General features: G+C 60.6%; 12 protein-coding genes and 2 pseudogenes. 11 read left to right on the top strand and 3 right to left on the bottom strand.

Translation table 11 applies throughout. From position 1 onward, the window contains the following. Positions 1–29: 29 nt before the first annotated feature. The 7 genes from Q7C33_RS12485 to Q7C33_RS12455 all read left to right on the top strand — a co-directional run bounded on the left by Q7C33_RS12485 (position 30) and on the right by Q7C33_RS12455 (position 7,711). Positions 30–2,129, top strand: coding sequence for a chemotaxis protein CheA (locus Q7C33_RS12485; protein WP_030142244.1), 2,100 nt, complete (start codon positions 30–32; stop codon positions 2,127–2,129). A 32-nt stretch (positions 2,130–2,161) separates the two neighbouring features. Beyond that, entirely contained in the window at positions 2,162–3,820 is a 1,659-nt protein-coding gene (locus Q7C33_RS12480; protein ID WP_030142245.1) for a methyl-accepting chemotaxis protein, read from the top strand. 38 nt (positions 3,821–3,858) lie between these two features. Next, positions 3,859–4,395, top strand: a complete 537-nt coding sequence (locus Q7C33_RS12475) for a chemotaxis protein CheW (RefSeq protein ID WP_030142246.1) — start codon at positions 3,859–3,861, stop codon at positions 4,393–4,395. Further along, positions 4,392–5,228 carry a CheR family methyltransferase gene (locus Q7C33_RS12470; protein ID WP_407683471.1) on the top strand — a complete coding sequence of 279 codons (837 nt, stop codon included), beginning with the start codon at positions 4,392–4,394 and terminating at the stop codon, positions 5,226–5,228. The genes Q7C33_RS12475 and Q7C33_RS12470 overlap by 4 nt, the downstream gene beginning before the upstream one ends. Next, positions 5,225–5,722: a chemoreceptor glutamine deamidase CheD gene (cheD, locus tag Q7C33_RS12465; RefSeq protein WP_030142248.1), complete on the top strand. Its 498-nt coding sequence runs from the start codon at positions 5,225–5,227 to the stop codon at positions 5,720–5,722. Before Q7C33_RS12470 ends, cheD begins: the two co-directional genes overlap by 4 nt. 2 nt (positions 5,723–5,724) lie before the next feature. Further along, positions 5,725–6,804, top strand: a complete 1,080-nt coding sequence (locus tag Q7C33_RS12460) for a protein-glutamate methylesterase/protein-glutamine glutaminase (protein ID WP_030142249.1) — start codon at positions 5,725–5,727, stop codon at positions 6,802–6,804. Positions 6,805–7,171: 367 nt separating this feature from the next. After that, entirely contained in the window at positions 7,172–7,711 is a 540-nt protein-coding gene (locus Q7C33_RS12455; RefSeq protein ID WP_334597402.1) for a hypothetical protein, read from the top strand. A 20-nt stretch (positions 7,712–7,731) separates the two neighbouring features. On the opposite strand, the pseudogene Q7C33_RS12450 reads toward Q7C33_RS12455, so the two are convergent. Further along, a pseudogene (locus Q7C33_RS12450) lies at positions 7,732–7,881 on the bottom strand (antitoxin Xre/MbcA/ParS toxin-binding domain-containing protein); the annotation flags it as partial. A gap of 453 nt (positions 7,882–8,334) precedes the next feature. Here Q7C33_RS12450 and Q7C33_RS12445 point away from each other — a divergent pair. The 4 genes from Q7C33_RS12445 to Q7C33_RS12430 all read left to right on the top strand — a co-directional run bounded on the left by Q7C33_RS12445 (position 8,335) and on the right by Q7C33_RS12430 (position 10,870). After that, complete coding sequence (locus Q7C33_RS12445) at positions 8,335–8,799, top strand: HvfA family oxazolone/thioamide-modified RiPP metallophore (protein ID WP_258650544.1); 465 nt, start codon at positions 8,335–8,337, stop codon at positions 8,797–8,799. Positions 8,800–8,865: 66 nt separating this feature from the next. Continuing rightward, the gene (locus Q7C33_RS12440; RefSeq protein WP_407683470.1) at positions 8,866–9,717 is read left to right on the top strand and encodes an HvfB family MNIO-type RiPP peptide maturase; all 852 of its coding nucleotides are present in this window, start codon (positions 8,866–8,868) and stop codon (positions 9,715–9,717) included. Further along, on the top strand, positions 9,710–10,450 hold the full coding sequence (locus Q7C33_RS12435; protein ID WP_407683469.1) for an HvfC family RiPP maturation protein: 741 nt from the start codon (positions 9,710–9,712) through the stop codon (positions 10,448–10,450). The genes Q7C33_RS12440 and Q7C33_RS12435 overlap by 8 nt, the downstream gene beginning before the upstream one ends. 147 nt (positions 10,451–10,597) lie before the next feature. Then, positions 10,598–10,870 (top strand): hypothetical protein, encoded by a 273-nt coding sequence (locus Q7C33_RS12430; RefSeq protein WP_258650536.1) that lies wholly within the window; start codon positions 10,598–10,600, stop codon positions 10,868–10,870. A 275-nt stretch (positions 10,871–11,145) separates the two neighbouring features. Here the strand turns inward: Q7C33_RS12430 and Q7C33_RS12425 are convergent. Continuing rightward, a pseudogene (locus tag Q7C33_RS12425) lies at positions 11,146–12,520 on the bottom strand (transposase). A gap of 109 nt (positions 12,521–12,629) precedes the next feature. Next, positions 12,630–13,430 (bottom strand): GNAT family N-acetyltransferase, encoded by an 801-nt coding sequence (locus tag Q7C33_RS12420; RefSeq protein ID WP_258650534.1) that lies wholly within the window; start codon positions 13,428–13,430, stop codon positions 12,630–12,632. Positions 13,431–13,574 lie beyond the last annotated feature (144 nt).

The following is a 13,574-nucleotide window of genomic DNA, read 5'->3' as shown; positions in this document are numbered from 1 at the left end:
ACACGTCGAACACGACAAAGGACATGAGCGTGAGCATCAATCTCGATCAGGCACAACAAACCTTCATCGTCGAGGCTCGGGAACAACTGCAGGCGATGGAAGAGTCGCTGCTGCAGTTGGAAAACGACCCCGGCGACGATGACGCCATCGGCGCGATTTTCCGGGCGGCCCACACGATCAAGGGCTCGGCCGGACTGTTCGGCCTGGAGCCGATCGTCAGTTTTACCCACATCGTCGAAGACGTCCTCGATCGCCTGCGCGAGGGCAGCGTCGAGGTAGACCCGGGCTTGATCGCGGTGCTGCTCAAGTCCGGCGATCACATGCTCGAGCTGATCGACGTGGTCGCCAACCAGGGCTCGACCTTGCAGCCCCCTGCCCTGGCGCGGGAAATGGAACTGTGCCAGATCCTGCAGGAATACCAGGCTCCGCCGACCGCAGCCGAACCGGCCCGCAAAGCAGAAGCCGAGCCGACCGATACATCCGAAGCGAGCCTCTGGCACATTTCCCTGCGCTTCGGCCAGGACGTATTCCGCAACGGCATGGACCCTTTGTCGTTCCTGCGCTACTTGCAAACCCTGGGTGAAATCGTCGAGATCTCCACGCTCACAGAGGCGCTGCCGGCTGTCGAGGCCTGGGATGCCGAGTCCTGCTACCTGGGCTTCGACATCGCGTTTCGCTCCGCCGCCGGATACACCGCGATCAACGAAGTCTTCGATTTCGTGCGGGAAGACTGCGTGATCGAAATCGTCGCCGCCCAGGACGTCGAAGCCCAGGCGAATACCGGCCTGGTCGCGACGTCCCAGCCGGCGAGCGACGAAGGCACCGCCGTGGTCACCACGGGCGAGCTGATGCCGGACCAACGCAAGACCCCGCGCATGCCCGCCCAGGTCGCGCCTGACAGACAGGCCGTCACCAATGAAAACAAAGCCAAGGACGGTGCCTACGTCCGGGTCAATGCCGACAAACTCGACGAACTGATCAACCTCGTGGGTGAGCTGGTCATCGCCAGCGCCGGTGCCAGCCTGCTGGCCCGCACCTGCCAGAACGACCCGTTGCAGGAAGCCACCTCATCGGTGTCCGGCCTGGTGGAAGAGATTCTCGACGGTGCCTTGCGCCTGCGCATGATCCCCATCGGCGAAACCTTCAACCGCTTTCGCCGGGTGGTGCGCGATGTCAGCCAGGAACTGGGCAAGGACATCGACCTGATCATCAGCGGCGCGGAAACCGAGCTGGACAAGACCGTGGTGGAAAAGATCGGCGACCCGCTGATGCACCTGCTGCGCAACGCCATGGACCACGGCATCGAAACCGCCGAGGCGCGGCAGGCGGCAGGCAAGCCGGCCAAGGGGCATCTGCACCTCAACGCCTACCACGACTCGGGCAGCATCGTGCTGGAAATCGCCGACGACGGCGCCGGCCTGAACCGCGACCGCATCCTGGAAAAAGCCCACGAACGTGGCCTGATCGCCCAGGGTGCGAACCTGACCGACCAGGAAATCTACAACCTGATTTTCGAACCGGGCTTCTCCACCGCCCAGGCCGTCACCAACCTTTCCGGGCGTGGCGTCGGCATGGACGTGGTCAAGCGCAACATCACGCTCTTGCGCGGCACGGTCGATTTGGACAGCCAGCCGGGCAAGGGCACCGTGGTGCGCATCCGCTTGCCGCTGACCCTGGCAATCATCAATGGCTTCCTGGTCGGCATCGGCCAGTCCACCTATGTCATTCCCCTGGACATGGTCCAGGAATGCATCGAGTTGAGCGAAGACGATGGCATCGCCAGTCGCGAACAAGGCTACCTCGACCTGCGGGGCGAAGTGCTCCCGCTGGTGTACCTGCGCGATCACTTCCACCACGAAGGCCCGGCCTCGCGCCGGCAGAACGTGGTGGTGGTGCGCTACGCCGAGCTCAAGGCAGGGCTGGTGGTGGATGACCTGCTGGGTGAATTCCAGACCGTGATCAAACCCTTGGGCAAGCTGTTCGGCGCGCTGCGCGGCATCAGCGGCTCGACCATCCTGGGCAGCGGCGCCGTGGCGTTGATCCTCGACGTCCCGGCCCTGCTCACCCAGATCGCACAGATAGAAAACCGCTACAACTCGACCCCATTACAACAAGCCAACGCTCGCTGACGCTTCAACACTCCATGGAGAGGTATTCCCCAATGAAATGGTTCTACGACCTTAGAATCGCCACCAAACTGATCACTTCCTTCCTTGTGGTGTTGGCGCTGACCGCCGTCATGGGCGTGTTCTCGATCATCCAGTTGGGCCAGGTGAACGGCACCGCTCTGGACATTCGTGAAAACTGGATGCCGTCCATGCGCGCGGCCTCGGGCATGCGTTTCTTTGCCGCGAGCTATCGCCTCAAGGAAAACCGCCACATCGCCGCGGACTCCGAGCAGGAACGCGTAACCCTGGAACAAGAAGCCGACGAAGCCAAGAAGGCTTTCGAGACCCGTCTGGGCACTTATGAAAAATTGCTCTCCAGCGCCGAGGACCGCCAGCTATTCGAAACCACTCGCAATGATTGGGCTGCTTATCTGGTCACCAGCAAAGACCTCTTCGCACTGTCGCGGCAAAACCAGGCAGAGCAAGCCATGGCACTGCTCAAGGGCGAGTCCAAGCGTCAGTTCGACCTGGTGACCGGCGACTTGCAAAAGCTTGTCGAGCTCAACGCGGCCGGCGCTGACGTCGCCAGTGCGCACGGCACCAAGCTGTATGAGAACGCGCGCCTGTCAATCATCGCCGTGCTGGCTGTTGCTTTGCTGGTGGGCCTGGGCCTGGCGCTGTTCATCTCGCGCATCATTTCCCGTCCGCTGAAACAAGCCGCCGTCGTTGCCGAACAACTGGCCGAAGGCAACCTGAACGCGAAGATCGAAGGTGGCTCGAAAGACGAAACCGGCATGGTGCTCAACGCCATGCAGAACATGGTCGGCAAGCTGTCGCACATCATCGGTGAAGTGCGCAACGCAGCGGACAACCTCGCCAGCGCTTCCGAAGAAGTCAGCGCCACCGCGCAGTCGATGAGCCAAGCCACCAGCGAACAGGCGGCCAGCGTCGAGGAAACCAGCGCGTCCATCGAGCAGATGAGCGCCAGCATCAACCAGAACACCGAGAACGCCAAGGTCACCGACGGCATGGCCAGCAAGGCCGCCAAGGAAGCCACCGACGGTGGCGAATCGGTGCAGCAGACCGTGGTGGCGATGAAGAAAATCGCCCAGCGCATCAGCATCATCGACGACATCGCCTACCAGACCAACCTGCTGGCGCTCAACGCCGCCATCGAAGCAGCCCGCGCCGGCGAACACGGCAAAGGCTTCGCGGTGGTCGCCGCCGAAGTCCGCAAACTGGCCGAGCGTAGCCAGGTCGCGGCACAGGAAATCGGCGAGCTGTCGTCCAGCAGCGTCGACATGGCCGAGAAGGCCGGCAACCTGCTCAACGAGATGGTTCCGTCCATCAACAAGACCTCGGACCTGGTCCAGGAAATCAGCGCCGCGTCCGAAGAACAGGCTGCTGGCGTGGCGCAGATCAACACCGCCATGACCCAGCTCAACCAAGTGACCCAGCAGAACGCCTCCAGCAGCGAAGAACTGGCCGCCACCGCCGAGGAGATGAGCAGCCAGGCCGAACAACTGCAGCAGGCCATGAGCTTCTTCACCTTGGACACGCCGCCGAAATCTGCCGTCCAGGCCGCTCGGGTCGATAACACCCCTGGCCCGTCCAGCCGTAAACCGGGCCGGGCACCGGCACCGGTGATGCCCAAGGCGTTTGCCTACAACATGGCCAGCGCACCGGACGAATCGGAATTCACCCGGTTCTGACGGCCCGGTTCCACAGGCTTGCTTAAAGGAGAAAGGCAATGGGCGCCATCGCGACCACACGTCAGACCGCCAGCGCGGTCGAGGAAGAAGCGCAGTACCTGACGTTCATGCTCGGCACGGAGATGTTCGCCATCGGCATCCTGTGCATCAAGGAAATCATCGAATACGGCAATCTCACCGTCGTGCCGATGATGCCGGCCTTCGTCCGCGGGGTGATCAACCTGCGCGGCGCGGTCGTGCCGGTGGTGGATCTGTCGGCCCGTTTCGGCCGGCCGAACTCCACCATCAGCCGTCGCAGTTGCGTGGTGATCATCGAGGCCGCCAGTGCCGATGGGCTGGCCCAGGACATTGGCCTGCTGGTGGACACGGTGTCGGCGGTGCTGGAAATCCCGGCTTCGCAGATCGAGCCGCCACCGAGTTTCGGCGCGAAGATCCGCGCCGACTTCATCAGTGGCATGGCCAAGGTCGATGGCAAGTTCGTCATCGTCCTGGAAGTGGACCGGGTGCTGTCCATCGATGAGATGTCCGAACTCGCCCAGGCCAGCCCCGCCGCGTTGGAAGCGCCAGACTCATGAGCACAGACACTTGCAGGGAACGCACGGTGAATTCGATGGCGCTCACCGACCGGGAGTTCGGCCAGTTCCAATCCTGGTTGTACCAGGCGGCCGGCATCAATCTGTCGCCGGCCAAGAAAGCCCTGGTGGCCGGGCGCCTGTTCAAGCGCCTCAAGCACTATGAGCTGGACAGCTACGGCGAGTATTTCAAGCTGATCATGAGCGGCCAGCGCAGCGACGAATTGCAAGTGGCGCTGGACCTGCTTACGACCAACGAGACCTATTTCTTCCGCGAACCCAAGCACTTTGACTTCCTTCGCGATCACGTGCTGCCCCACACGACGCCGGGCAAGACCTTTCGCCTGTGGAGTGCGGCCAGTTCGTCGGGCGAGGAACCCTATAGCCTCGCCATGACCCTGGCCGAAAGCCTGGGCACCACGCCTTGGGAGGTCATCGGTTCCGACATCAGCACGCAAGTGTTGGCAAAAGCCCGTTCGGGGCATTACCCGATGGAGCGCGCCCGCAACCTGCCCCATTCGCTGCTGGTGAAATATTGCCTCAAGGGCACCGGCAGCCAGCAGGGCACCTTGCTGATCGACCGGGCGTTGCGCAACCGGGTCAACTTCATCCAGGTCAACCTCAACGACACCCTTCCGGAGCTGGGGGAGTTCGACGTGATTTTCCTGCGCAACGTGATGATCTATTTCGACCAGCCCACAAAAAGCAAAGTGGTCGCCCGGCTCCTCCCGCGGCTCAAGCGCGGCGGGTATTTCATCGTCAGCCATTCGGAGAGCCTCAACGGTGTTTCCGACGCGTTGAAGCTGGTGGCCCCTTCGATTTATCGCAAGCCATGAGCGCCGCGATCAAGCAAGTCGCCGAGGTCTACCTGGGGCCGGGAGAGTTTCGCTTTGCGACCTGCCCGACCCGGCTGCGCACGATCCTCGGCTCTTGCGTGGCGATTACGCTCTGGCATCCAGAGCGCAAGATCGGCGGCATGTGCCACTTCATGTTGCCCAGCCGCGTGCGTTGTTCCACGGCGCTGAACGGGCTGTACGCCGATGAGGCCATCGAGCTGTTCGTCCGCAAGGCGCGGGCCCATCACACCGAGCCTGAGGAATACCAACTCAAGCTGTTCGGTGGCGGCGAGATGTTTCCCGAATTGCAACGCCATGTGCCCTACGGCGACGTGGCGCGGTTGAACGTCAACGCGGCACTGGAAATGGCGGCCCTCTATCGCCTGGACCTGATCGCCCAGGACATGGGCAGCACCGGCCACCGCAGTATCATTTTTGACCTTTGCACCGGCGACGTCTGGGTCAGGCACCAACCAATAAGGACCCTGCATTAACCATGTCAGGCAAAAAAATTAACGTATTGCTGGTGGATGACTCCGCCGTGGTCCGCCAGGTGTTGATGGCCATACTCAGTGACACCCCGGACATCAATGTCATCGGCGCCGCGTCCGACCCGATTTTCGCCATGGACAAACTGGCGAAGGAATGGCCCGACGTAATCGTGCTGGACGTAGAGATGCCGCGTATGGATGGCATCACGTTCCTGAAAAAAATCATGAGCGAACGGCCGACCCCGGTGGTGATCTGCTCGTCGCTGACGCCCAAGGGCGCGGAAACCACCCTGCAAGCCATGGCCGCCGGCGCGGTGGAGATCATCACCAAGCCCACCAGCGGCTTGAAGAACTTCCTGTTGGACTCGGCACCGGAACTGGTCTCGGCCATCCGCGCCGCCGCCCAGGTCAATGTGCGCAACCTGGGCAAACGCACTGCCCCGGCGGCCCCGCTGACGCCCGCGACCAAACTCACCGCCGACGCCATGTTGCCTGCCGCCAACGGCCACGCCATGGCCCAGACCACCGAGCGCATCGTCGCCATGGGCACGTCCACCGGCGGCACCCAGGCGCTCGAAGCGGTGCTGACTGCCCTGCCACGCGTGTGTCCGGGCATCGTCATCGTCCAGCACATGCCGGAAAAATTCACCGCGTCCTTTGCCGCCCGGCTCAACAGCCTGTGCCAGATCGAAGTGCGCGAAGCGAAGAACAACGACCGCATCCACCCTGGCCTGGCGCTCATTGCCCCGGGCGGCAAACACATGATGGTGACCCGCAGCGGCGCGTTCTATCACGTGCAGGTGGTGGACGGCCCGCTGGTCAATCGCCATCGCCCTTCAGTGGATGTGCTGTTCCGCTCGGTCGCCAAGTTCGCCGGCCGTAACGCCACGGGCATCATCATGACCGGCATGGGCGACGACGGCGCCCGCGGCCTGAAGGAAATGCTCGACGCCGGCAGCGCCACCGTCGCCCAGGACGAAGCCAGTTGCGTGGTGTTTGGCATGCCCAAGGAAGCGATCAAGCTCAACGCCGCGCAACGGGTGATGCCGCTGCTGGAGATCGCGCAGGTGATCTTGCATCGGTGATCGACGCATTCTTCTTTGAGTGAAAGCTGTTGTGGCGAGGGGATGAATCCCCTCGCCACAGAAAAACCCCTTAAACAGGCGAGATCGTCGCCAGCACGCCAATCAGCAACGTCAACGCCAGGAAACCACCCAGAAAAATCGCCATCTTCGCCATGAGTTTTCTCCCAATAGAGTCATTGCGGCACGGCCGAATTGTGGCGTGTGAACTGAGACCATTACAGACGCACCTGTAAGCGAAAAATGCGGATCAGTGCAAAAAGCCGGCAAACGGCGAAACCAGTAATGGACAAGTGCGCCATGATCACCGCTATCATGCCGCACGCCCATTTGACGGGCATGCTGCAAGCCACCTTCAAGGACCCCAGGTATGACCCTTCTGCCGTCACGCGCCACCCTCTTCGTCTCCAGCCTCCTGATCAGCTCACTGTGCCTGGCCGAGGGCGAGCCGACAGAGAGCGTCATCAAGGACTCAACCAAATCCGCCGTCTCGACCTTCATCACCGCCGGTAAGAACCTGTTGGGCGGTGTGAGCGAAGGCGTGCTCGATGGCCGTGAGTCGGTCCAGGGCACCGACGGCGCTGCGATCATCTCCTCCGGCGAGCAGATGAAAGACCGCATCACCGTCGAGGTGTTGAAGCTCGAGCCCAGCGAAGAAAGCGTCACCATCACCCTCGGCTTCAAGAACAGCACCGACACCCAATTGCGCCTGATCAACCTCGGGCAGACAGGCGCCCTGCTCGCCATCGACCAGGCAGGCTACGCCAACCGCCTCACCGGCCTGGACAACCCCGACGAAGTCACCGTCCCACCGAAAATCGCCGTACGGCAGAAATTCGTTTTCGAAGGCATGAACGAGGCGGTCAGTGCTGTGCGGATGTGGGGTGCGGATTATTCGGTCAAGAAGTGAATACACACGAAGTCAGAGGCTCATTGATAAACCCCATGCGCGATGCGGCTCAGGTAATTCGTTACCACCTGAAAGCCCATCGAATTGTCGATCAGCTCCAAGGGCACATGACCGTCCAAGTATTTGCAGGGCTTGCTGAGCCATTCTTCGGCCAGTGACTGGCTGCCAAACTTTTGCTGTCAGCAACACACCCATCCCGTGGCGAGGGAGCTTGCTCCCGCTAGGTTGCGCAGCAGCCCTCGTTCTTCTGAATCACCTCTCGCTTCATCGTCGCACCTCATTACCAAGTGGGCCCGATGGCCTGTAGCCCCAAGCGAGGTGGATTGAAAGTGGCGTTTTCCGACTGGACACTCGGGCCGGCGCTGCGCAAGGACTTGCATGATCTGACCTGAGCGCCGCCCTTCTGCAGGGCTCTGTATCCGCGACACACAGCAATACAAACACACCGCGGCATGACACATCCCAGATACACGACAAGCGCCAAATGGCCCCGTCCGAACAGGCAGTCCCACCTTGCTTCGACCCGACGTGCCGAGCACCGGGCAAGCAACGTGACGCCGCCACGGCACACGCCCCGCGCAACGTTTGCCAGGGGCCACACAGCTCTTATCTGGAGAAAATTCATGACCCGTACAAAAAACTCGAACTCCGCTCGCCTCGCCCTCGCCGCCCTGGCTTTGTCCGGCGGCTTGAGCCTGGCCCAGTCCGCTTTCGCCGTGGAAGCACTGCCCCAGGGGTATCAATTGGCCTCGGCGGAAAAGACCTCTGAAGGCAAATGCGGTGAAGGCAAATGCGGTGCCGCCGAATCGAGCAAGAAAGTCACTGCTGCCGAAGGCAAGTGCGGCGAAGGCAAATGTGGCGACGCCTCCTTCGCTCGCACTGACACCGACGATGACGATCGCGTCTCGCTGAAGGAATTCCTCAGCGTCGCGCCGACCCAGCAAGCCGAGTTCGAAAAGATGGACAGCAACCACGACGGCTACCTGTCCGAGGCCGAAACCTACAAATACCGCACCGGCCAATACACGGCCAACGGCAAGAAAGTGCCAACCGAGCTGTTCACCCGCATGAGCCAAGCCAAGGAATAACCGCCTTCGCTCCGACCCTCCTGGACATGCACGCCGGGAGGGTTTGGTCATCCCTGGAGAACCGCGATGAATACCTTCACTTCCCCCAGCGGCGCCGGGCTCGGCCTGCGCCGCGCCCTGCTTGGCGACCTGCTGGAGATGGCCCCGGGCGCCGTGGATTTCCTCGAGTGCGCCCCGGACAACTGGATCGGCGTCGGCGGCGTCTACGCCGAACAACTGGACCGACTGGCCGCCCGGCACCCCATCACCTGCCATGGGCTGTCGCTGTCCCTCGGCGGCCCCCAATCCCTCGACCTCGACCTGCTGCGGGGCACACGTCGATTTCTCGATCGCTACGCCGTGGCGATCTACAGCGAACACCTGAGCTACTGCTCCGACAGCGGTCACCTCTACGACCTCTTGCCGATCCCCTTCACCGAAGAAGCCGTCCACCACGTCGCCGCCCGCATACGCCAGGCCCAGAACGAGCTGGGCCAACGCATCGCCGTGGAAAACATCTCCTACTACGCCGCGCCCTTCCAGGCCATGAGCGAAATCGACTTCATCAACGCGGTGCTTGTGGAAGCCGACTGCGACCTGCTGCTGGACGTCAACAACCTCTACGTCAATGCCATCAATCACCGTTACGACGCCGAGAAGTTCCTGGCAGCCCTCCCCGCGCAACGCGTCACCTACCTGCACGTTGCCGGCCATTACGACGAAGCCGACGACCTGAAAATCGACACCCACGGCGCCGCCGTCAAGCCAGACGTGTGGACGCTGCTGCACCAGACCTACCAACGATTCGGCCCCGTACCGACGCTACTGGAGCGCGACTTCAACTTCCCGCCCTTGTCGGAACTGTTCGCCGAAGTCGGGCAGATCAAACAGCTCCAGCAACTCGCCTGCCCGGTTATCCCGGAGGCCCGCCATGCCTGATCAACTGCTTGAACAACTCAACTGCATGGCCAGCTACGTGCGCAACCCCCTCCAATCGCCACCGCCCGGGCTCGAAGCCCGCCGCCTGGCCATCTACCGCCAACTGTTCATCGGCAGCATCGAATCACTGCTGGCCGCCAGCTTCCCGGTCATCCAGCAAACCCTGGCGCCCGCCGACTGGCGATGGCTGGTCCACGACTTCTACGCCAACTACCGCTGCCAGACGCCGCTGTTCACAAAACTGGCCGGCGAGTTCGTCACCTACCTGGAACAACACACCGACCTGGACGACCTCCCGCCCTGGCTGCCCGAACTCGCCCAACACGAATGGAGCGAAAGCGCCCTGCTGCTGAGCGACGCGGTGGAGCCTTCGCACAAACCCTATGGCGATCTGATCGTGGGCACGCCCGTGGTGTCGGAACTTGTGCAAGCGCATGTCTATGAATGGCCGGTCTGCGACATCGGACCGGATTATCAACCGGGTGAAAAACCTGCGGCTCCGACGTTAGTCCTGCTACAGCGCCGCGCTGGGCAAGTGACATTTTCGCGCCTTGCGCCGCTGGCTTATGGGTTGTTGGTATCGCTGATGGAGCATCGCCGTAGTGGGCGGGAGCATCTGGTTGCGTTGGCTGAGATGGCTGGGGTGACGGTGCGGGAAATCATGCCAATGGGGATGGCGGCGCTTGAGGGGTTCAAGGCGCACGGGATTGTGTTGGGGGTTCGTTGGGAGTGAGTGATGACGATTCCTACGCAATTCTCGGAATCGGATACCTGTTCGAGGTTCGGGCTGAGAACTATAGTCGTTGCGTCGCCTTGAAGGGCGGTCAGGTTTGGCGACCTAAGTATCGGATCAGTCCATTAATCTGATCGGAGCAATCCCATGGAAAGATACATCCCCATCACCGGCATCGACTGCTCACCGGCTTCGCTGTTGATTGATAGTCAGGCACCGCTTGATGTTCTGCATGCTACGGCTGATTACCGTATTCGAGTGGTGACCCAGGTTCTGGAAAACATTGCGTTTCGAGCTGAGCTTGGTAGCGATACGGTTGTGTTATCGGACTTTGCGCAGTTGTTGGTCATCCCCTTGCGGGATGGGTGTGATTTGTTGGAGGTCATCGGACGGCGGCTTCAGGAGAAGGCAGAGGGTTGATGAGGGAACGGGCGTTGGAGACGCCCGTTTTTTTGGCCCAAATGACCGGCTGGAATGGATTCTCTGGACGTTTTCTGCGCTTTGGATCCTAGGAGTATCAAGGGCAGAAAGCGGCCGATTCTGTTGAAAAAGTCGGATTTTCAAATGGCCTGAACTCAGGCACGACCACCACCGGAGAACCTACTCACCACATAGAGTGGTGTTTCGGCCCTTCGGTGACCTTTGCTGCTCTGTTATTGGGTTAATTTGAGGTTTTTTGCTTGGTGCAGGCGCACCTATCCCGCGACTGGTGGCCCTTGAGATGAAAATTTGGCCAGCCGTCGCAGGTTCTGCACCGCAGCGGCCAGCGTGAATTCATCCGTCGCGCCACTCATGCCACGTAGCCGCAGGCGATCCAATTTCAGGATGCGCTTGAGGTGGGCAAACAACATTTCGACCTTTTTACGTTCGTGGCGAGAGCGCTGATATGCCGGCGTTGCTGCAATGCGCCGAGCCACATCGCGAGCGGCTTCATGGACGCTGCGAGCGATCTTGCGGAACGCAGTGTTCGGGCAGCACTTGGCTTTCATCGGACACGTAGCGCAGTCGGTCTGCCGGGATCGGAAGATGATGGTGTTGGCTTTGGTGACGTGCGAACGCTCGTTCTTGAAGGCTCGCCATTCGCTGCGTAATACGTTGCCGGCTGGGCAGCGGTATTCCTCAGCCTCTTCATTCCAGTGGAAATCGTTACTCGAAAAACTGTCGTTCTTGCGCTCGGTTTTGTCCCACACCGGCACATACGGCTCGATGTCTTTTTCCTCCACCATCCAGGCCAGCATCGGCGCAGTACCGTAAGCGGTGTCGCCAATGAGGCGTTCCGGCTTAATGTCGAACTGCGCTTCGACCCGATCGATCATCGTCTTGGTGCTCTCGACTTCTGCGGTTCGATGAGCCGGTGTGGGTTCCACATCCATGATCACGCCGTGCTCGGTATCGATCAGATAATTCGTGGAGTAAGCGTAGAACGCTGGGCCGCCTGGAGCTGCGGTCCAGCGGGCTTGAGGATCCGTCAGCGACAGGCGCTTCGGTAGCGTTTCGGCCAGAGCCTCTTCATCGAGTGCCTCAAGATACTCACGCACGGCGCGGGTGCTCAGGGCCGGATCGCTCCAGTTGACCGGTTCATCACCCGGTACACCGCGCTGCCGGCTGGCATCCGCTTTGATGATGCTGGCGTCCACGGCAAAGCCTTCGCCCTTGACCAGGCCGGCGTCCATGCAACGACGCAGCACTTCATTGAACAGCCAGCGAAACAGATCGCTGTCCCGAAAACGGCCGTGTCGGTTTTTGGAAAAGGTCGAGTGGTTGGGCACTTCACCTTCAAGGCTCAACCGGCAGAACCAGCGATACGCCAGGTTCAAATGGGCCTCTTCGCACAACCGTCGTTCGGAGCGGATGCCATAGACAGTAGCCGACGATCAGCATGCGGATCATCAGTTCGGGATCAATCGACGGACGCCCAATCGGACTATAGAAATCGGCGAGGTAATGGCGCAGGTCACTCAGATCGAGACACTGATCAATGCTGCGCAGAAGATGATTGGCTGGGATGTGATCTTCAAGGTTGAACGAGTAAAACAGCCGCTCCTGCCCACTCGATAACTGTCCCATCATGCTCTGTGATCCCCCACCGGCCAATGAAGCAATTTTGCCGCAGGTCAGATAGGGGAGCTACTTTTTCAACAGAATCGGCCAAAAGCAGACGCTCCTGCACTGGCATACCTCAACGATCCGTCAAGCGATAAAGCGCTTGAACGTGAGATACCGCCAGCCCCATGCGCTGCAAGTTACGGCGACTTTGCGAGCTGGGAAGCGCCGTTGCGGCGACCACCAAACTCCCGTGCTTCTTCGCTTGCTCTATCCGGTGAGATATCAGGGCTCCATGGTAGCCCAAGCCTCGTGCATCTTTTCGGGTGGCAGCCGTCCCGAGGTAGGCAACCCCATTGCTGGCCAGGTACATCAACGCTCCTGCAACTACATCTCCATCAGCTTTAAGGACGTAGATTTTCAGACGATCATTTGACAGTAGCCCTGCAAAAGAGGCCTGACTCAACTGACGATGCTCTGGCTTGGTATGAAATCCGCTCGCATGCACAGCTGCGAACTCAGGAAGCGTGTGTAAGGTTGCCTCCTCGACCTCAAACGAGTGGGGGCTCAAGACCACGTCCTTGATGGCGCACGCAAGTTGCAGGTGCGTCCACCCCTTCAGGCGTTCTAATCGCCTCTCCCCTACAAAAACGTACTGCTTCAACGTCGAGGTCTTCCCGATAAGAGGCGTTACGGTCGAATATTCCGCTGATTCCATGAGCAAGCTCAACAGTTGTTGGGGGCTGTCGGTACTGTCGCCGTAGATGCGATTGAACATCGGGCTGGCTGATGCTTTCACTTGAAAGCAGGGAAAAGCTTCGTTGAAAAACACGCGGGCACCGAAAGGATTTCCACTTATCCGTAACAAGCTCTCAACGCGGGAACACAAATACTCGCCTTCAGCGGCCTCGATTGCATGAGCCAATCCAACATCCATGTGCGTAATCCTTATTGCGCGATTTCCAAGGAAGGTAGCGGTCAGTCAAACAGGTGGAGTGTAGGTGGCGGATGAATACGCACGAAATCCAGTAAGCCGTTTCTGGTGTTTCGGTGACTACCCGTCCCCCAACCGCCCATCGCC

Origin of the sequence: Pseudomonas sp. BP11-1-1, from assembly GCF_052112105.1 — a bacterium.
GTDB classification, from domain to species: Bacteria; Pseudomonadota; Gammaproteobacteria; order Pseudomonadales; family Pseudomonadaceae; genus Aquipseudomonas; species Aquipseudomonas alvandae.
This window is presented reverse-complemented; position numbering and strand designations above follow the sequence as displayed.

Bases quoted from the DNA above. Each gene is read 5' to 3' on its own strand.
- Q7C33_RS12480 (WP_030142245.1), top strand. From the start codon at position 2,162: ATGAAATGGTTCTACGACCTTAGAATCGCCACCAAACTGATCACTTCC.
- Q7C33_RS12475 (WP_030142246.1), top strand. From the start codon at position 3,859: ATGGGCGCCATCGCGACCACACGTCAGACCGCCAGCGCGGTCGAGGAA.
- Q7C33_RS12470 (WP_407683471.1), top strand. From the start codon at position 4,392: ATGAGCACAGACACTTGCAGGGAACGCACGGTGAATTCGATGGCGCTC.
- cheD (WP_030142248.1), top strand. From the start codon at position 5,225: ATGAGCGCCGCGATCAAGCAAGTCGCCGAGGTCTACCTGGGGCCGGGA.
- Q7C33_RS12460 (WP_030142249.1), top strand. From the start codon at position 5,725: ATGTCAGGCAAAAAAATTAACGTATTGCTGGTGGATGACTCCGCCGTG.
- Q7C33_RS12455 (WP_334597402.1), top strand. From the start codon at position 7,172: ATGACCCTTCTGCCGTCACGCGCCACCCTCTTCGTCTCCAGCCTCCTG.
- Q7C33_RS12445 (WP_258650544.1), top strand. From the start codon at position 8,335: ATGACCCGTACAAAAAACTCGAACTCCGCTCGCCTCGCCCTCGCCGCC.
- Q7C33_RS12440 (WP_407683470.1), top strand. From the start codon at position 8,866: ATGAATACCTTCACTTCCCCCAGCGGCGCCGGGCTCGGCCTGCGCCGC.
- Q7C33_RS12435 (WP_407683469.1), top strand. From the start codon at position 9,710: ATGCCTGATCAACTGCTTGAACAACTCAACTGCATGGCCAGCTACGTG.
- Q7C33_RS12430 (WP_258650536.1), top strand. From the start codon at position 10,598: ATGGAAAGATACATCCCCATCACCGGCATCGACTGCTCACCGGCTTCG.
- Q7C33_RS12420 (WP_258650534.1), bottom strand. From the start codon at position 13,430: ATGGATGTTGGATTGGCTCATGCAATCGAGGCCGCTGAAGGCGAGTAT.